The 17396-nt window shown below is 60.3% G+C and carries 15 protein-coding genes and 1 tRNA gene; 5 read left to right on the top strand and 11 right to left on the bottom strand.

Annotation, left to right across the window (positions count from 1 at the left end):
- Positions 1 to 9 precede the first annotated feature (9 nt).
- The 9 genes from hypB to HUU46_13075 all read right to left on the bottom strand — a co-directional run bounded on the left by hypB (position 10) and on the right by HUU46_13075 (position 7581).
- The gene (hypB, locus tag HUU46_13035) at positions 10 to 669 is read right to left on the bottom strand and encodes a hydrogenase nickel incorporation protein HypB (GenBank protein ID NUM54564.1); all 660 of its coding nucleotides are present in this window, start codon (positions 667 to 669) and stop codon (positions 10 to 12) included.
- Positions 670 to 723: 54 nt separating this feature from the next.
- Positions 724 to 1068 (bottom strand): hydrogenase maturation nickel metallochaperone HypA, encoded by a 345-nt coding sequence (locus HUU46_13040; protein ID NUM54565.1) that lies wholly within the window; start codon positions 1066 to 1068, stop codon positions 724 to 726.
- Positions 1047 to 1568 carry a hydrogenase maturation protease gene (locus tag HUU46_13045; GenBank protein ID NUM54566.1) on the bottom strand — a complete coding sequence of 174 codons (522 nt, stop codon included), beginning with the start codon at positions 1566 to 1568 and terminating at the stop codon, positions 1047 to 1049. The genes HUU46_13040 and HUU46_13045 overlap by 22 nt, the downstream gene beginning before the upstream one ends.
- Before the next feature lie 10 nt (positions 1569 to 1578).
- Positions 1579 to 2880 (bottom strand): Ni/Fe hydrogenase subunit alpha, encoded by a 1302-nt coding sequence (locus tag HUU46_13050; GenBank protein ID NUM54567.1) that lies wholly within the window; start codon positions 2878 to 2880, stop codon positions 1579 to 1581.
- The gene (locus tag HUU46_13055; protein NUM54568.1) at positions 2867 to 3649 is read right to left on the bottom strand and encodes an oxidoreductase; all 783 of its coding nucleotides are present in this window, start codon (positions 3647 to 3649) and stop codon (positions 2867 to 2869) included. Before HUU46_13055 ends, HUU46_13050 begins: the two co-directional genes overlap by 14 nt.
- A 1-nt stretch (position 3650) precedes the next feature.
- The gene (locus tag HUU46_13060; GenBank protein ID NUM54569.1) at positions 3651 to 4490 is read right to left on the bottom strand and encodes an FAD/NAD(P)-binding protein; all 840 of its coding nucleotides are present in this window, start codon (positions 4488 to 4490) and stop codon (positions 3651 to 3653) included.
- Positions 4491 to 4512: 22 nt separating this feature from the next.
- The gene (locus tag HUU46_13065) at positions 4513 to 4974 is read right to left on the bottom strand and encodes a cyclic nucleotide-binding domain-containing protein (GenBank protein ID NUM54570.1); all 462 of its coding nucleotides are present in this window, start codon (positions 4972 to 4974) and stop codon (positions 4513 to 4515) included.
- A gap of 4 nt (positions 4975 to 4978) precedes the next feature.
- Complete coding sequence (locus HUU46_13070; protein ID NUM54571.1) at positions 4979 to 6145, bottom strand: 4Fe-4S dicluster domain-containing protein; 1167 nt, start codon at positions 6143 to 6145, stop codon at positions 4979 to 4981.
- 542 nt (positions 6146 to 6687) lie between these two features.
- The gene (locus HUU46_13075) at positions 6688 to 7581 is read right to left on the bottom strand and encodes a phytanoyl-CoA dioxygenase family protein (protein ID NUM54572.1); all 894 of its coding nucleotides are present in this window, start codon (positions 7579 to 7581) and stop codon (positions 6688 to 6690) included.
- A 138-nt stretch (positions 7582 to 7719) separates the two neighbouring features.
- On the opposite strand from HUU46_13075, the gene HUU46_13080 reads away from it, so the two are divergent.
- Positions 7720 to 9999, top strand: coding sequence for a hypothetical protein (locus HUU46_13080; protein NUM54573.1), 2280 nt, complete (start codon positions 7720 to 7722; stop codon positions 9997 to 9999).
- 19 nt (positions 10000 to 10018) lie between these two features.
- On the opposite strand, the gene HUU46_13085 is transcribed toward HUU46_13080, so the two are convergent.
- Both HUU46_13085 and HUU46_13090 read right to left on the bottom strand, forming a co-directional pair.
- Positions 10019 to 10978 carry a TerC family protein gene (locus HUU46_13085; protein NUM54574.1) on the bottom strand — a complete coding sequence of 320 codons (960 nt, stop codon included), beginning with the start codon at positions 10976 to 10978 and terminating at the stop codon, positions 10019 to 10021.
- A 250-nt stretch (positions 10979 to 11228) separates the two neighbouring features.
- Positions 11229 to 12926 (bottom strand): hypothetical protein, encoded by a 1698-nt coding sequence (locus tag HUU46_13090; GenBank protein NUM54575.1) that lies wholly within the window; start codon positions 12924 to 12926, stop codon positions 11229 to 11231.
- 468 nt (positions 12927 to 13394) lie between these two features.
- Between HUU46_13090 and ggt the strand changes: the two genes are divergently transcribed.
- The 4 genes from ggt (at position 13395) to HUU46_13110 (ending at position 17354) form a co-directional block, all read left to right on the top strand.
- Positions 13395 to 15071 carry a gamma-glutamyltransferase gene (gene ggt, locus HUU46_13095; GenBank protein NUM54576.1) on the top strand — a complete coding sequence of 559 codons (1677 nt, stop codon included), beginning with the start codon at positions 13395 to 13397 and terminating at the stop codon, positions 15069 to 15071.
- A 44-nt stretch (positions 15072 to 15115) separates the two neighbouring features.
- A complete protein-coding gene (locus tag HUU46_13100; GenBank protein NUM54577.1) occupies positions 15116 to 15817 on the top strand; it encodes a 2-phosphosulfolactate phosphatase in 702 nt (233 codons plus the stop codon).
- A gap of 221 nt (positions 15818 to 16038) precedes the next feature.
- Complete coding sequence (locus tag HUU46_13105; protein NUM54578.1) at positions 16039 to 17070, top strand: glycosyltransferase family 9 protein; 1032 nt, start codon at positions 16039 to 16041, stop codon at positions 17068 to 17070.
- Between the two features lie 189 nt (positions 17071 to 17259).
- Positions 17260 to 17354 (top strand) — tRNA-Ser (locus tag HUU46_13110).
- Positions 17355 to 17396 lie beyond the last annotated feature (42 nt).

Consider the following 17396-nt stretch of genomic DNA (forward strand, 5'->3'; position numbering starts at 1 on the left):
CCGCCTTCTCTACGCCGATGAAGGAACTCCGCCGGCGCGCGTCAGCCAGCCCGTCCACGCGTCAATACCTTCGCCGGTGCGGCAGGACGTGCGCAGAATACGCGCCTTCGGATTGATCGTTTGAATGTAGCCGGCGAACACGGTTTCGTCGAAATCGACGTACGGAAGCAAGTCGATTTTGTTCAGTACGACAACATCCGTGGTCCGGAAAAGCTTGGGATATTTTGCCGGTTTGTCGTGGCCTTCGGCGGTACTGACAATCGCGACGCGCGCGGTCTCGCCGAGATCGAAATCGACGGGGCACACGAGATTGCCGACGTTCTCGATCAAGAGTAAATCCAGATCGTGCATCGGCAGGCGGTCAAGCGCGCGGCTAACGAGGTTCGCTTCGAGATGGCAACCGCCGGCGGTCTGAATCTGCACGACAGGCACACCGTGTACGGCGATGCGTTGCGCGTCGAGCGTCGTGTCGGGATCGCCTTCGAGCACGCCTACGCGGACGCGCCCCGCGAGCGCGCGCAACGCGGACTCGATTAACGACGTTTTCCCCGAACCGGGCGCGCTGATGAGGTTGACCGCGGCCACGCCGGCGCCACGCAGGCGTTCGCGAATGCCGCCGGCGATTTCGTCGTTGACCTTCATTACCTTTTGGATGACTTCGATTTCCATATTCAACACCTGTTCTCAGGCCTTCCCGGACGGACTCCCGCTCGATGCGCCGCTTTAGTCGCGCAAGGTCACCGAGCGCAGGACGAGTTCGTTGCCGTGCACGACGCGGCCGCCGCCCGCGCCGCATTCAGGGCACCGCCACACGGGCTCCCCGGGACGGAAAATCGTTTCGCACGACTCGCACAGCACTTCGACGGGGACTTCCGTCCAATCGAACTCGGCGCCCTCGGCGTTCGTGCCGTGGCTAATCGCCTGGAATGCAAACGACATCATTTCGGGAACGACCTGGCTCAGCGCGCCAACGTCGATCGCCACACGGACCACGGGCAACTCGCCATTCTGTTTCGAAATGTCGAGGGCCACATCGAGTATGCGTTTTACGATACTGAGTTCGTGCATGGGTCCGATTCCGCATTACTGCCGTGCGCGATGCCCAGGACGAGCGCCTCGATTCTATCCGAAACTACTTCGACGGCGCGCGAAACCTCCGTGGACATCGTACCGCCGGCGCCAAAATCGCGGCCTTCGATTGCGTACACGTGCAGGCGTGCGGGTAGGCGATCGAGAACACGCGCCAATTCGATCGATTCGGCAACGCTGAACGCGTGCGTCGAGTAGCGGAAAAACCTCGCGGGCAATGATCGTTCGTGGGCCGCGAACTCGTAGATTTGACCAGATTCGCCGCCGGAGTCCGCCGCGTCAACCAGAAAAACGGTTTCGCCCGATTGCCATGCTTCCATCAGCGACGCACCCTCGCCGCTGTGGTCGATAATGTGCACGCCGGGCAGGGCGCGGGAACGGATGTTATCGGCGACGCGAGGGCCCGCCGCGTCGTCGCCGCGCAGGCGGTTGCCGACGCCAATGACCAGCATGCGAAGCTGTTCGCCGTTGTTGCCCATTGTCCATCTCTCAGTCGCGGTCCACGTGCAGTCTCAGAAAATGACAGGAGCACGAGATGCACGGATCGTAGTTGCGGACGGCCTGTTCGCAGCGCCACGTCAGTTTGTCGTCGGGCAGATCGGCATGCCGTGGGACGAACGCCGCAAGGTCTTCCTCCATGGTGCGCTGGTTCTGCGCAGTCGGCGGCGCGATGCGCGCGTCGGTGATGACGCCGTTGTCGTCGATTGCGTAGGTGTGATAGCAGATGCCGCGCGGGGCTTCGCTGCAGCCGTGACCGCGTCCCGCGCGCGGCGCGAGTTCAATGAACGGTTTCTCCGGCTCCTCGTACGACTCGATGATGCGAAGCGATTCCTCGCACGCGTACAGGGTCTCGAAACCGCGCACGACGATGCTCTTGAACGGGTTCGTACACGGTGGCGTCACGCCAATTTCCTGCGCGAGCTCCCGGCAGCGCGGTGTGAGCCGGTCAAAGTTGAGATTGAAGCGCGCAAGCGGTCCGACGTGGTACGCGCCGCGCAGCTTGACGAACGAATGCAGCGAAGTCGAGTGCTTGACGTGCTCTTCCTCGAAATGCTTGAAGAAGTCCTCAATCGGAATATCGAGGCCCCTGTTCGAGACAAGCCGCCCTTCCCAGAGCGGGTATTCGCCGGGGTGGCGCATCGCGACGAACTCGTAGTCGCGTTCAAAGTCCGGAAACTCGAAGGTCGAAACCAGCTTTGTAAGCGCCACCGACGCGTCACAAGCCCAGAGGAGGTCGTCGCGCATGGCGAGCAACTGTTTCTTCGTTGGCGTCCTGTAGAAGCCGCCGACGCGAAGGTTGATCGGATGGATTTCGCGGCCGCCAACGACCGTCATCAGTTCATTGCCAATCTTCTTGAGGCGCAACGCGTTCTTGACGACATCGGGGTGGTCTTTTGCCATCTGGATGGCGTCTTCGTAGCCGAGAAAGTCGGGCGCGTGAAGCATCGCCATGTGGAGTACGTGGCTTTCAATCCATTCACCGCAATAGACAAGACGGCGCAGTTCGCGGATGGGCCCGTCGATCTTCGCGCCAACGATGGACTCCATCGCGCTGATGGAGCTGGACTGGTACGCGATGGGACAAATGCCGCAGATGCGCGCTGTGATGTCCGGAGCTTCGGTCCACTTTCGGCCTCGCAGGAACGCCTCGAAGAACCGGGGCGGTTCGAAGATTTTCAGCTTGACGTCAGAGACTTTGCCGTCTCGAATCTTGAGAAATAGGGCGCCTTCGCCTTCGACCCGCGCCATGTAGTCGACTTTTATGGTGCGCGACTTTTTAGCGTTGCTCATGGCGCTCGCTTTCCTTCCGGTACGCGTCTTTGCCCGCATAAAAGGTGCGGAATTTCCGCACCACGTCCGCGCGGTCCGTGCCGAGCTTGCCGAACCATGCCGCGAGCGACGCGGTGTTCGGCGTTTCCATCGGGCCGTAGCAACTGTAGCACCCGCGATTGTACGACGGGCAGATCGAGCCGCAGCCCGCGTGGGTGACGGGCCCCATGCAGGGGATCCCTTGCGCAACCATCACGCAGGGAATACCGCGGCGTTTGCACTCGATGCAGAGGCTGTGCGACGCGACATTGGGTTTGTGCCCATGCAGGAACGCATTGAGCACCTCCACCAACTGCAACTTATTGATGGGGCACCCCTGCAACTCGAAGTCGACGTAGATGTGGCTGCTGATGGGAGTGGAGGCTGCGAGCGTGCTGATGTACCCCGGCGAGGCGTAGACGTATTTCGTGTACTCCGCGACGTCCGCAAAATTGCGCAGCGCCTGAATTCCGCCGGACGTGGCGCAAGCGCCGATCGTGATCACGCACTTCGATTGTTTGCGGATTTTTTGGATACGCTCCGCGTCGTGCGAGGTGGTAATCGATCCTTCGACGAGCGACACGTCATAGGGGCCTTTGACGACGGCGCGCGTCGCTTCGGGGAAATAGGCGATTTCGACGGCGTCCGCTACGGCGAGCAGCTCGTCCTCGCAATCGAGGAGGCTGAGTTGGCACCCGTCGCACGACGCGAACTTCCACACGGCAAGTTTCGGTTTATGCGCGGCGGCCATGTCACACCTCCCAGATATCGAGCAGACGCTTGACGTCGTCGTAGCGGAAGACCGGGCCGTCTTTGCACACGAACTTGGGCCCATATTGACAATGGCCACAGAACCCAACTGCGCATTTCATGTTTCGTTCCATGGACACAAATACATCGTCGGTTGGCAGGCCGCGCTTAACCAGCGCTTCGATGGTGTACTTCATCATGATCTCGGGACCGCAAACAAACGCGGTCGCATTGTACGGGTCGAACGGGGCGCGGGGGACGAGTTGGGTGACGACGCCGACGTGTCCGCGCCAGCCCCCGATCGATCGGTCGACGGTAACGAGCACGTCCATGTCGAAACGGCCGCGCCACCCTTCGAGTTCCTTGCGATAGAGGATATCGTTCGGCGTGCGGGCGCCGTAGAGAAGGACAAGGCGCCCGTACTTGCCGCGATTCGCGAGTACGTGATGCAGCAGCGGGCGTAGCGGAGCCAACCCGATACCACCGGTAACAACGACGATGTCCTGCCCCTCGGCGTCTTCGATGGGCCAACTGCGCCCGTAGGGCCCGCGGACACCAATCACCTGGCCCGCACGCAGCATGTCCATCGCGCGCGTGACGGTGCCGACGGCGCGGGTTGTGTGCACGAGCGTATCCGCGTCGGCAGGATTGCCGCTGATCGAGATGGCGACTTCGCCCACGCCGTAGATGTAGAGCATGTTGAACTGCCCCGGCTTGAACGGTTTCGCATTTGCCGGGTCGGGACGACGCAACTCGAACGTAAAGGTGTCGGACGTTTCCTTCCGGACCGCCTTGATACGGTGCGGTTGTGTCAGCATCGGGTCTGTGAGCGCGGTGTTCATATCATCAATGTTGTAAACGTGATTAGGGTGCGTACAGATCGAGAAGTTGTAGACGTGTGGCTTCGAGCCGCTCGGAAACCACCGGCATGAGCCGCGCAAGGAACTGGTATCCGAATTCGTGGTCCGCTTCGCACGCGTCCCGCAATTGCTCGGATCCGAGACATACGCCACGCGTCAATTCGACTGCCCGGCCGTCGAACTTCCATTGGTACGGCGGCGATAGCCACGACCAGCCGACCACCTTATTCGCCCCGAGCGTCTGGATGGTGACGGAACCGCGCGAGGGATGACGCACTTCGATCGCGATGCAACCGTCGCGAATGAGGTAACAGCAGTCTGCGTCTTCACCCTCGCGAAACATGTACTCGTCCTCGCGTACGATTTTGAGCCGCGCAAAACTTGCCAGCAGATCGATGTGGCGCTCTTCCATGCCGCGGACGAATTCGTGTTCGGCGAGCAACTGCTTTACGTCTTTGGTCATCATGTTCTTATCCCCCTGTGGCGGCACGTCCACCGGCCTCGGCGGTCCGCAAGGCCGACACCTCCTCGGTGATGTCGATTCCCACCGGACACCACGTGATGCAGCGTCCGCACCCAACGCAGCCCGACGTGTCAAATTGATCGTGCCACGACGCGAGCTTGTGTGTGATCCACTGGCGGTATCGCGACGACCCGGACTTGCGCACGCTGCCGCCGTGAATATGGCTGAAGTCGATTGTGAAGCACGAGTCCCACACACGCCAGCGCTCGGCGTTGTCGCCGGAAAGGCTCGTCGTGTCCTCGACGGTCGAGCAAAAACACGTCGGGCAGACCATCGTGCAGTTCGCGCACGCCAGGCACCGCTTTGCGGTTTCTTCCCAGCGCGGGCTTTGCGCATTGCGGTAGAGCAAATCCCGTATGCCGGACGTGTCCATCGTCTTTCCCATGCGCGCTTCCGCGCCGCGCACGACGTCAATGGCCGCGTCGCGTTCATTCTCGCTTGCGCCGCGATGCGGAACGTCGTCGAACAGGGCCTTACCCTGCGCGGAGCCGTACTCGACGACGAAGTAGTGGCGGGTGTCGTCGCACACTTCGGTTAGCGCGACATCGAAATGCGCTTCCGCCTTCGGACCGCTGCCCATCGAGGAGCAGAAACAATTGCCGGCGGGCGAGCCGCAGTTCACCGCGACGATAAACAGGCCCGCCCGGCGAGCGGCGTAGCCTGGATCGGCGTAGTCGCCTTCCGCAAAGACTTTGTCCTGAATCGCCATCGCGCGTAGTTCGCACGCGCGCACGCCGATGTACGCGCGGCGCGGAACGCGTTCCGCGTTTGGAACGTCGACGGTGAAATCGGAACTCGATCCGCGCACGCGGTACAGCAGCGAGCGCGATGGATACAGGTAATTCTTGAGCGAGTGCGGGCCGACCGCGTATGCGAAAAGCGCCTGCGAGCCCGTTGGTTTGAGGCGGTAGTGCCCGCCCTCGTGTTCGTCGGTGACGCCAATGGGCAAGTCGGTGTCGCGCCGAACATCACCAAAGACGATTGCGCTGTCGCGCACGGTGGGACCGATAATCTCATAGCCGTGCTTGGTCAAGGCGTCAAGAAACGAATTGAAGTCCGCGCGATCAAGGATTGCCGCGCCGCGAGAGGTTTGTTCTGTCGTGGGTTGACTCATACTGCTTCACCCCATAAGACGAGTGCAATTCGTGTGCCCGCCGCTACTCAAATCCGACGCGACGCCTGCTCCCCGCATCAGTGGTTCTGAACACGTGAAATCAAGCACTTACGACTCCAATGATGGGAATATCGGTCGCTCTCGCTACGCGATACGACGTATTTCGCCGACCCTAAATATACTTGTAAAAAGCAACTTTGTGTAGCGTCTCATCGATTGGGCACTTGTGTTCGGCGCAGGAGTGCGCAGTACGGCCAGACCGGACACTCGCTTCGAACACCCTATTTCGAGCGGAGCATTCGACTTCCGACGCTGCGTTTCCTCAGAAGTTGGCGCGCATATCAAGACCCGTAATGGTAACCGCACATTCAAGATGCCGCCGGCAGTTCGTGAAACGCCGTCCGGTTTCCGAAATCCTCACCACAATCGATTGTTTTCCCCGATCCTCGGAAGTCGGACGGATTGCGCGAACAGACGGCAATCGATGGGTCAAAACCCGTCGTTGGTCTCCTTGATCGCGTTGCGCCTGCTTGGCGGAGCGTTCACAACGTTGCTTCGTCGTAAACGACCGGGAAATCGTCGCCCTCGATGATTGCGCCTTCGGGGATTACGGGAGTGTGCAACAACAGCGGCCGCTTGCCGTCGGCTGAGCGCGTTTCGGGATGCATGTAATTCAAGACGACACCGCGGCGCGGCCCGTCGGAGTTGTTGCCGTACGAGCCGTGCAGTGTCATTGAATCGTGGATGGAGCATTCGCCGGCTTTCAGCAACATCGGTTCGGGCTTGAATTCTTCGAGTTGGTCCGGCGTGAGCACGGTCTTGATGCCGTCCATGTTTTCAAGCAGTTGCAGTTTTGGGAGCAGCGGCCACCTGTGACTCCCGGGCACGTAGTGGATGCACCCGTTGTCCAGAGTCGTGTCGTCGAGGCCGATCCAGACCGTGAGATGTCGCGACGGCACGGCGCGGGTCCAGTACGAATAGTCCTGGTGCCACGCAACGACGCCGGGATGCCGCTTAGGTTTGTAAAACACCTGGTCGTGCCAGAACCGCACTTTCGGAGATGCGAGCAATTGGCTGACCGGTACCGTAATGGCGGGATGAAACAGGATGTCGTGAAACGCTTCGTCGATGCGCCATGCGCCGAGGAAGTGGAAGACGTTTTGTTCCGGCGCGTTTTTCCAGGCTTCGTCGATTTCGTAGAGCTCGGCTAAGCGCGGATTCTCACCCGTGCGAATGCGCTCGAGACCGTCGCGCAGGGCGTCGATCTGTTTCTGGTCGAGCACGCGCGGGCCCTTGATAAAGCCGCGCTCGCGGAACTCGGCGACTTTTGCGTCGCTCAATTTGTATGTTGCCGCCTCGGATTTGGATGCAAGGACCGGAAACAGGGAGCCGGCCATGCCGTGAATCGTGCGGAATTCGGGATAGGTCGTAGTCATCGGTAGTGCCCTCGCAGCGCCAGATTCGCCCGGCGCCATTGTGCATATCGGGCGGCGGGCTTACAATGCGCCGGGGCTGTGGGACGATGGGACCAATGGGAGCAATGGGAGATATGGGACGTATCGGAGGGGCGAACCATGGTGATCGGTAGCGCATTGCTTCTGATGGCGGCGTTGGCGGCGGACCCCGCGCAGCTCGACGGCACGACTCCACTGACGGTGCAGGGTGATATTCCCATGCGTATGGTGGCGGGGATTAATGCGTATTTGGACCGGGCGCTGGAGGAAAGCGTGGAGAAGCGCGCCGCGTTGTGGCACCGCGACTTCTCATCGAACGAGGCGTACACGAAATCCGTCGACCCGAACCGGCAACGGCTGGCAACTATAATCGGCGCGACGGACGCACGCGATACGCCGAACTTGGAGGTCGTATCCTACCTTTCGATCAATCATGACAAGTCATCGGATATTCCCCACGTGCAACACGTCCGGTGGCACGTTTTTCGTGGGATTGAAGGCGAGGGCATTCTTGTCGAGCCGACTGGATCTCCTCTCGCGCAAATCGTCGCATTGCCCGACTGCGACATGTCGCCGGAAGATTTTCTTACAGGCGTTTCCGCCAATTCCGGTCTCCTGCCCGTCGCGTCGGGTGCAGCCCAACTGGGCTGCCGCGTGATCATCCCTCTCTTAGTGAACCGAGCCGATGACTACTCCGGCACTCCGGGAATTCGCATGACGAACCAGCCGCACCGCGAGTTCGTATATCGCACGGGCTACGAACTGGGCAGGCACATTATTGGATATGAAGTACAGAAAGTCTTGGCCGCAATCGACGCGTTGAAAGCGCGCGACGACACGCTCCCAATTGGCGTGATGGGATATGGCGAAGGGGGACTTATCGCACTTTACGCCGCAGCACTCGACACGCGTATCAATGCCGCTTTTGTTTCCGGTTACTTTCAGCCTCGCGAGAGTGTGTGGAAGGAACCAATATACCGAAATGTCTGGTCGCTGCTGCATGAATTCGGAGACGCGGAGGTCGCCAGTTTGATCGCGCCGAGGGCATTATTTGTCGAAGCGTGCGAGCAGCCAAACGTGAGCGGGCCGCCCGAGCCTGATGGCGCACGCAATGGAGCCGCTCCGGGACAGATTACAACTCCAAGTAGCGAAGCGGTAAAGGCAGAAGTCGAACGAGCGCGACTATTGTTGGCGGGATTGTCTCGACAGGCCCCCATCGAATTCTTCGACGCGGGGAAAGACGGAGCGCTGCAATCATGGGCGAGGGTCGAATTTTTGCAAATGCTTCGGATTGATCCCGTCACGTCAAAAAATGTGCTACACGCATCGCTAACAATGCCGCAATTGCCGGACCCGGCGGCCAGAATGAAGCGCCAAGTGCAGCAGCTTATCGATGACACGCAGTATCTTATGCACCAGGCAGAATTCCGCCGCAAAGAATTTTGGGCGAAGGCGGATGCGTCGTCGCCGGAGGCGTGGGCGAAGAGCGTCGAGTGGTACCGAACTTATTTCAACGAGGAAGCCATTGGGGCGTTACCGCCGATTGAATTGCCGCCGAATGCGCGGACGCGATTGGTCTACGATCAGCCCACGTACCGAGGATACGAAGTGGTGCTGGACGTGTTCACGGACGTGATTGCGTACGGAATTCTGCTCGTGCCGAAGAACATCATGGAGGGCGAGAAGCGGCCCGTAGTGGTGTGCCAGCATGGATTGGAAGGGCGCGTACAGGACGTCGCCGATCCCTCAGTGGACAGCCCCTACTATCACCAGTTCGCGTGCAAGCTCGCCGAACAGGGATTCGTCACCTATTCGCCGCAGAACCCGTATATTGGCGAAGACAAGTTCCGCGTGTTGCAGCGCAAGGCCAACCCGCTGAAGTTGTCGCTGTTTTCGTTCATCGTGCGGCAGCACGAGCAGACGCTGAACTGGCTAGGTTCGCTGCCGTTCGTCGATGCAAAGCGAATCGCGTTTTACGGTCTCAGCTACGGCGGAAAGACGGCGATGCGCGTGCCGGCGCTGCTCGACGGCTACTGTCTGTCGATTTGCTCCGGCGACTATAACGAATGGATTTGGAAATGCGCCAGCGTCCACCATCCGTTGTCGTACATTTTCACCGGCGAAGACGAAATGTGGGAGTGGAACATGGGCAATACGTTCAACCACGCGGAAATGAGCTGGCTCATTTATCCGCGTCCGTTCATGGTTGAACGCGGCCATTTCGACGGGGTGGGATACGACGAATGGGTCGCGTACGAGTTTGCGAAGACGAAGCGGCACTATGTCCTGCTGGGCTCGGGCGACGATGCGGAGATCGAGTACTTCAACGGCCCGCACATGATCAACGGCGTGGGGACGTTTTCGTTCTTGAAAGAGAAGTTGAATTGGCCCGGGCGCTGATCGTGGTATTCGCCCGGCCCTATTCGCCTGCACTCGAATGCTTGGGCGGGATCATGACGGAAAGTGCCATCGCGATTGCGAGCACGGCCACGGTTACGCCAAGCGACACAAGAATCGGGATTTTGTAGATATCCATCAGCAGCATCTTCACGCCGATGAACGTGAGCACGATGGCCAGCCCGTAGGACAACAGGTGAAACGTGTTGTGCGCGCCCGCGAGCAGGAAGTACATCGCGCGGAGACCGAGGATCGCAAACACGTTTGACGTGAGCACGATGAACGGGTCCGTTGTGATCGCGAAAATCGCGGGGATCGAGTCCACCGCAAATACCACGTCAATAAATCCGATAAGTCCAATCACCAGCAGGAGCGGCGTGGCCGTCCGCACACCATCCGGGTAAGTAAACAGCTTCTCGCCGTCGTACGAGGACGACACGCGAATGTGCCGGCGCATCCACTTCAGTAGGACGTTCTTGTCGAAATCGATTTCGTGGCCGGTCGCCCACCACATTTTGATTCCCGTATACACGAGGAACGCGCCGAAGAAATAGAGCATCCAATGGAACTTCGCGATGAGCCACGCGCCGACCACAATCATCACGGCGCGCAGCGCCAAGGCCCCGAGGATGCCGATCATTAACCCGCGTTTCTGGTGTTCGGGCTTTACCTTAAAGTATGTGAACAACAGCAGAAATACGAAGATGTTGTCCACCGCGAGCGCCTTTTCGATGAGATATCCGGTGATGAACTCGGTCGCTTTCAAATTGGCGGCCGGATTGGAAGGCCCGCCGAGGTACCACCACAATCCGCCGACAAAGACGAACGATACCGCGACCCAAATGGCCGACCAGATGGCGGCTTCGCGCATCGAGATTTTGTGGGCGCCCTGCTGGCGCATGACGAGAAAGTCGATTGCCAGCGCGATCAAAACGAATGTGCTGAAGATGCCCCACAAAAGGGGCGTGCCTACAGATTCCATGCGGAACAGCCTCGCAATTGGTGTGGCGTGGCGCGCGCCAGCAAACTTAGCCTTTCGGCCTTGCTGGTCTCGCTGCCACGCGGTTGCGCGGCTTGCGGCGCCGGGTTGCGCGATTTCGCCGAATCCGCGCAATCCGTGTTGACGGCGCCGTAACGATGCGCGGCGCAGGTGCGCCACGCGAGCTACTCCCCATCAGGGCAACGCGGATTCCACCACATTGCGACGGCGATTTCAACCAAAGTGGTATCGGCTACGGCGCGTGAAACGGCTGGACTTGAACGAAGTTCACCGCGGTGACATGCCCGGGGGGCGCGTCCTGATCGGATAGGAGTACGACCGCCGAGCCCGAGGTGGCGCGGAACACACGCCGGTGATACGTCATGTACGCTGGATGGTCGCGGTTGTACGGCGGGACCTCATGCGCATAATTGCTGGCAAACACGTAATCGAACGAATACCGATTGATCACTTCTGCATTGGCGATTGAAACGTCCAGTTCCGACGCGGAGTTTTCGTTCAGATGTTCGATGTTGGCCGAAAACATCTTGAGCGAATACAGCCGCCCCGGAGTCAGATGCAGCACCGTCTGCGACACGCGATTCGGCAGCGATTGACCGCGCCGCATGCGGCAAAAGGTATCGCCCTCCTTGTACCGTGGGTAACGGCCCTGCAAAAAACTGAATCCATCCATTGCGTCCGTTGTCGTGGAGCCTTCTTCCGAGGCATCCACCGTCCACCCTTTCAGCCCCAATGCGAAGTCCGGATTGGTCACGTGCGTCAAAACGTATGGATCGTCGTTCATGCGTCCGCGCTTGCCCTCGATGCAATAGTGGCGTATGAGCTGCTGTGCGTAGCGCACATATTCCTCGTCGGCGTAGTTCGACATGTAGGGCATCACGCCACGCAATCCAAAGAAGCGCGGATCGTTGGCGAGCGCGTGAAACTGCATATCAAGAAACACTGCGTAATCGACACCTGGGTCGACGTCAAGCGACTCGGGCGGCGCGGACATGTAGCCGAGGCAGACGATGAGGCCGCGCTCGATGCCGGGCACGGTGCGCTGCCATTCTTCCAGGCGCTGCGCGATGCTTTGATCGATCCAGCGTTCGGCGATCTCGATTGTGGGCTCTTCGCGCAGATACTTTTCCCAGACAAATGCACCGCCCAATTCTTTCAACGTCCTGCAAAACGCGATCTGTTCGTCGCGCCGGTAGATGTCGACGCACCAGGCGTAGAACGTCTTGTCCTTCATCGCGGGCGCGGCGCAGACCATGCGGAGGGCATCGGTCCACGTCTGGTAATGCGCCCCGCTCGCGGGCACAAACTCGTCGACGATCAGCCCGCTATACCCGGAATTCGCCGCGCCGGCATTTTGCAGCCATTCGTCCGCAATGGTCTTTGCGTCCGGCGGCGTGGGCGCACCGAGGCCCGGCAGGTGCGCGTTCGCAATCCAGCGGCGGCCTTCGCCGTTCCATTGCGCGAAAAACGGGTCGTTCTCGATCGCGCTGGCCCGCGTGACAATCGTATTCGCGTCGGAAAGCACATAGTCATCCATGAACGGAAGATCGGGTGTGCCGAACGCGGCGACGTTGTAGTCGAAGGGGTAGTAGCAGAACGCAATCTCCGGCACGGCGCGAACATCGAGCGCGCCGCGCGCCGATTCGGAATTGCGGATGGTGTGCGCACCTTCGGCAAGAAACCGCATCGCCTCCCATGCGTTCGACCGCGGGTTGCGCCGCCACACGAGTGGCGTGGTCTCGGAATCGAGAGATAGCTCGGGTGGCGCGACCGCGTCCGGTTTAACGTACGAGATGAACACCCAGCCGGCGCGCGGGTTTTGGAAGGCGCCATTGCCATCGGTCGGAAGCGGTATAACGAAGTTGTTGCCGCCGGGTGCCGCGCAGACGGGAAGTGCAAATACGATCAAGGCAAATGTCCGCAGACGCATAACGTCCCCCTTTCGCATACGGCGTACCGACAACTATAGCAGCCCGCAGCACGAGAAAGTCCGCGAGACGACGTTTGTACCGCCCGGCCTCCGCGCCGGGCGTCACCCGGGACTTGCACCGTCTTTCGCGCAGGCTTTGCGGCTTGTCCTCCATAACTCTAGCGAAGGAGGAAGCGAAACACGGTGCCTGTCCCTCGTGGCAAATAGGCTGCCCAGCCTCCGCGCCGGGCGGTAACGGTAGGGCCGAACACTCCTTGCGCGGAGGCCAAACGCTACAGTACTCGCTAATTCCGGTATGGCTTGTTGCACGCAACGGGGGCCGTCGCCTAGAGTCAGACGCTGGCGCGACAACTTCACGATTCGGTGCGTGCGGACAGTTGAGTTGCTGGCGGGAGAACAACCATGGATCGGCGGGATTTCATGAAGACCAGTTTGGCCGGTGCGGCGATAGCGTCGATGGGAGGAACCATGGCTTCAGCGGCGGGGACGACGGAACGGAAGCGGCCGTTTTTCGACAAGGAACGGATCGAGGCGCGCAACCGCAATCGATCGACGGTGGTGTGCCGCCACGGCATGGTTTGCGCGAGCCAACCGCTGGCGGCAATGGCGGGCATCGACGCATTGAAGGCAGGCGGCACCTGCATCGACGCGGCAATCACGTGCAACGCGGCGCTCGGCGTCGTCGAACCCGCAAGCAACGGAATCGGCGGCGATCTGTTTGCGATTGCCTGGATCGAGAAAGAAGGGAAACTCTTCGGACTTAACGCGAGCGGGCGTTCGCCGTATGACTGGAGCTTGGAAGAGGCTGCCAAAATGGGCGTAACGGACATCAAACGTCAAAGCCCACTGTCGTGGAACGTGCCCGGTTGCGTGAGCGGATGGAAGATGCTCAGCGATCGTTGGGGGAAACTGGGACTTGCGAAGTGTCTGGAACCCGCGATCGCGCTGGCGCGCGACGGGTTCCCCCTGTCGCCTATTATCGGAACGCAGCAGTTTGCGTCGTGGCCCAGTGAGATGGCGCCTCATATGGCCAAGGTGTACCACCCCGACGGTAAGATTCCGCGGTATGGGGACATCTTTCAGAATCCGTTGCTGGCGAATAACCTGAGCGCAATTGCCAAAGATGGGCCGGCGGCATTTTATGAAGGCGAAATAGCCCAAGCTATCGTGAAGAAGTCTCAGGAACTCGGCGGCAAGATGAGCTTGCGCGATCTCAAGGACCATACGGCGAACTGGGTGGAACCCGTGAGCGCCAACTATCGAGGGTGGGACGTGTGGGAAATCCCGCCGAATGGCCAGGGGATTTCCGTCCTGCAAATTCTTAACATGCTCGAACTCTTCGATATTGGCAGTATGCAACTGAATTCTGCGGAGCATCTGCATTTGTTTATCGAGGCGAAGAAACTGGCGTACGAGGACCGCGCGGTGTACTACGCCGATCCCGAGTTCGCGGACGTGCCGGTGAAAGAGTTGATCTCGAAGGAGTATGCGAAAGCGCGCGCAAAATTGATCAATCCCAAACGCGCGGCCACGGACGTAAAGTACGGCGACCCGAAACTGGATTCCGACACCATTTACATGTGCGCGGCGGATAGCGAAGGCAACATGATTTCGCTGATTCAGAGCAACTACGCCGGTTTCGGATCGACCATTTGCCCCGACGGATGCGGCTTCGTGATCCAAAACCGCGGGGAAGGGTTCTCGCTCGATCCGAAACACCGCTGCAAACTGGAACCGCACAAGCGTCCGTTCCACACGATCATTCCCGCGTTCATGACGAAGGACAACAAACCGGTAATGGCGTTCGGCGTCATGGGCGGCGATTTCCAGCCGCAGGGGCATAGCCAGGTCACGATGAACATGATCGACTTCGGCATGACGCCGCAGGAAGCGGGCGATCAGCCGCGCGTCAGCCACGACGGCAGTTCGTCGCCCTGGGGCGGTACGATGGAGAATGGCGGAAGACTGAAATTTGAGCACGGCATCGACGACGCCGTGAAACAACAACTCGCGGACATGGGCCACCAAATCGCCGACGGCGTCGATTCGCACGGCGGCTACCAGGCCATCTGGCGCGAAGACGATCCCTTGCGCTACTTCGGCGGCACGGACCCGCGCCTCGATGGAGCGGCACTCGGCTACTAATGAAGTGGCATTTCATTGCGGGGGAGGATGGCTGCCGTTTCGCCGTGGAAAACAGGTGCACCGCGATCGTTGTCGACGCGTTGCGGGCGAGCGCGACTGTGGCATATATGCTCGACGCGGGGGCCACGGAGATTCTCGCTGTACGCGACGTGGAAGAAGCCTACTCGCTCAAACGCGCGAATCCGCATGCGTTGCTCGCGGGCGAACGCGGCGGACTGCCGCCGCAAGGATTCGATCTCGGCAACAGCCCGCGCGACGTCGCGCGCGTGCGCGGCAAGCGTGTTATCTTCACCACGACAACCGGCGCCGGGAGGCTAGTGGAGGTGTGGGGCGCGCCGGCGTTGTTCATGGGATCGACCGTGAACGCATCTGCCGTGGCAAAGGCCGCGATCGCGCACGAACGCGACGTTGTCGTCATCCCCGCGGGATTGATGAACGATCCGGCTTTCAACGCGCAGGAGGATTGGACCGGCGCTGCGGCCATCGCATTTACCGCAGAGCACATGTGCGGCGAGTTAGGCCTCGGCGAAGGCGGCCACCGGTATACCTACTGGCACGACCGAATTCTCTGCGATGGCATTCCTGCGCTGTTCGCGAACGCGCCTCATTCACAGAATCTGCGTAACGTGGGGCTTGCAGACGATATCCATTTTTGCGCGCAGGTGGATACGGTGGGCGCGGTCCCAATGGCGGTCGGGTTTGATGGGGTTGCGGTAAGATTGTTGTCCAGTGCCGCAGCGCATTGATGACCGCCGCGCCCCGTGCGCACCATGCGCGGGGGTACTTCGGTGCGATTTCCCCGCAAGCGTTCGGTTCACTATGATGTACGGGCCGTACCGTAGCCACAGCGGCAACGTGAAGCCAGGTATTCGATTACGATTACGAGCACGAGGACGATTACGAGCACGAGCACGACACTGCGGGCGTTTCAATCCGGTGACCGCCTGCTTCATTCGAGGGCACAGCCTTGATCGCGGGTTCGCCGCGGATACTCATCATTCGACTCAGCGCGATAGGGGACGTTGTGCGCGTCTTGCCCGCGCTGCAAATCCTGCGTGAGCGGTATCCGGAAGCGCACATTGACTGGATGGTCGAGCGCAAGGCGGCGGACATTGTCGAGGGCCATCCCGCGCTCGATGGCGTGATCGTGTTCGAACGACCGGGCGGCGCATGGAAAAGTTCGCGCGAATTCGCCGGGCTCTGCCGCGATATCCGCAATAAGCGGTATGACATGGTCGTTGATTTCCACGGAATACTGAAAAGCGGCCTTGTTGCCGCCGCGTCCCGAGCGAAACAGCGAATAGGATTCGCGCGGCCGCGTAGCCAGGAAGGCAGCAATCTGTTTTACACGAAGCAGGTCTCCGTCCCGCTCGACAAACTCAATCGCGCGGAAGAGAACCTGCGGCTGTGCCAGGCGCTCGCGGCGGACGCGCGCTGGCCCTCGCCCGTCATTTACGTTTCGGATGAAGTGCAAGAGACCGTCCATGACTACACCGACTCCGAGTTCGACAGCGACAAACTGGTCGTCGCGATGCACGCGCCCGTTGATCGGCCCGAGAAGCAGTGGCCGCTCGCCCACTTCGCGGGGCTGGCTGACCTGTTGCTTGCGGATGGCCGATTCGAAGTGCTGCTGACGTGGGGTCCGGGGCAGTTCGGGGTCGTCGAAGAAGTGCAGTCCCTCATGCGGCGCAAGGCGTCCGTTGCGCCGGAGATGCCTGACCTAAAGCATTACGCGGCGCTTGTCGCGCGGTGCGCGCTCTACGTCGGGGGCGACACTGGCCCGATGCACATCGCCGCCGCCATGGGCACGCCGGTGATTGGAGTTTTTGGTGGAACGAACCCGGCCCAACACGCACCCTACCTGTTGCCCGGTAAAGCCCTTTACGCGGGCGCCTCGACCGGTCACAGTGCGAATGGTCTTGCTGCCGCGCAGGTGCGGCTAGCTGCCATCACACCCGACGAGGCGTACGCGGCGTGCATCCAACAGCTTTTCGAGTAGATTTGCGTAGGTTCCCAACGGTAGAGCGAGACACCGTTCTGGCCAGGCCTATGGCCAACTTGCGCCGGTAGCCCGGTCGAAACCTTGGCCCATCCGTTGGTCTGCTCCATCTCGGTCAATTCCCTCCAATATTCGTGCCCCGTTTGCAACATTTCCCGTGCAAATGGTACAGTGGCGGATGCACTCGGCGGAGAGATGACCGAGTGGCTGAAGGTGGCGGCCTGCTAAGCCGTTGTACGAGGATAATCCTTGTACCCCGGGTTCGAATCCCGGTCTCTCCGCCATATTTCTTTCTTGTGCGCGGCGCGCGGCCGCGCAGCGGGGTA

It is taken from the genome of Candidatus Hydrogenedentota bacterium (genome assembly GCA_013359265.1).
Taxonomy (GTDB): Bacteria; Hydrogenedentota; Hydrogenedentia; order Hydrogenedentales; family SLHB01; genus JABWCD01.

What these genes read in the sequence shown, in the direction of transcription:
- HUU46_13075 (NUM54572.1), bottom strand. Translation starts at nt 7,581, where the DNA reads ATGACTACGACCTATCCCGAATTCCGCACGATTCACGGCATGGCCGGC.
- HUU46_13080 (NUM54573.1), top strand. Translation starts at nt 7,720, where the DNA reads ATGGTGATCGGTAGCGCATTGCTTCTGATGGCGGCGTTGGCGGCGGAC.
- ggt (NUM54576.1), top strand. Translation starts at nt 13,395, where the DNA reads ATGGCTTCAGCGGCGGGGACGACGGAACGGAAGCGGCCGTTTTTCGAC.
- hypB (NUM54564.1), bottom strand. Translation starts at nt 669, where the DNA reads ATGGAAATCGAAGTCATCCAAAAGGTAATGAAGGTCAACGACGAAATC.
- HUU46_13090 (NUM54575.1), bottom strand. Translation starts at nt 12,926, where the DNA reads ATGCGTCTGCGGACATTTGCCTTGATCGTATTTGCACTTCCCGTCTGC.
- HUU46_13060 (NUM54569.1), bottom strand. Translation starts at nt 4,490, where the DNA reads ATGAACACCGCGCTCACAGACCCGATGCTGACACAACCGCACCGTATC.
- HUU46_13070 (NUM54571.1), bottom strand. Translation starts at nt 6,145, where the DNA reads ATGAGTCAACCCACGACAGAACAAACCTCTCGCGGCGCGGCAATCCTT.
- HUU46_13065 (NUM54570.1), bottom strand. Translation starts at nt 4,974, where the DNA reads ATGATGACCAAAGACGTAAAGCAGTTGCTCGCCGAACACGAATTCGTC.
- HUU46_13045 (NUM54566.1), bottom strand. Translation starts at nt 1,568, where the DNA reads ATGGGCAACAACGGCGAACAGCTTCGCATGCTGGTCATTGGCGTCGGC.
- HUU46_13085 (NUM54574.1), bottom strand. Translation starts at nt 10,978, where the DNA reads ATGGAATCTGTAGGCACGCCCCTTTTGTGGGGCATCTTCAGCACATTC.
- HUU46_13055 (NUM54568.1), bottom strand. Translation starts at nt 3,649, where the DNA reads ATGGCCGCCGCGCATAAACCGAAACTTGCCGTGTGGAAGTTCGCGTCG.
- HUU46_13050 (NUM54567.1), bottom strand. Translation starts at nt 2,880, where the DNA reads ATGAGCAACGCTAAAAAGTCGCGCACCATAAAAGTCGACTACATGGCG.
- HUU46_13040 (NUM54565.1), bottom strand. Translation starts at nt 1,068, where the DNA reads ATGCACGAACTCAGTATCGTAAAACGCATACTCGATGTGGCCCTCGAC.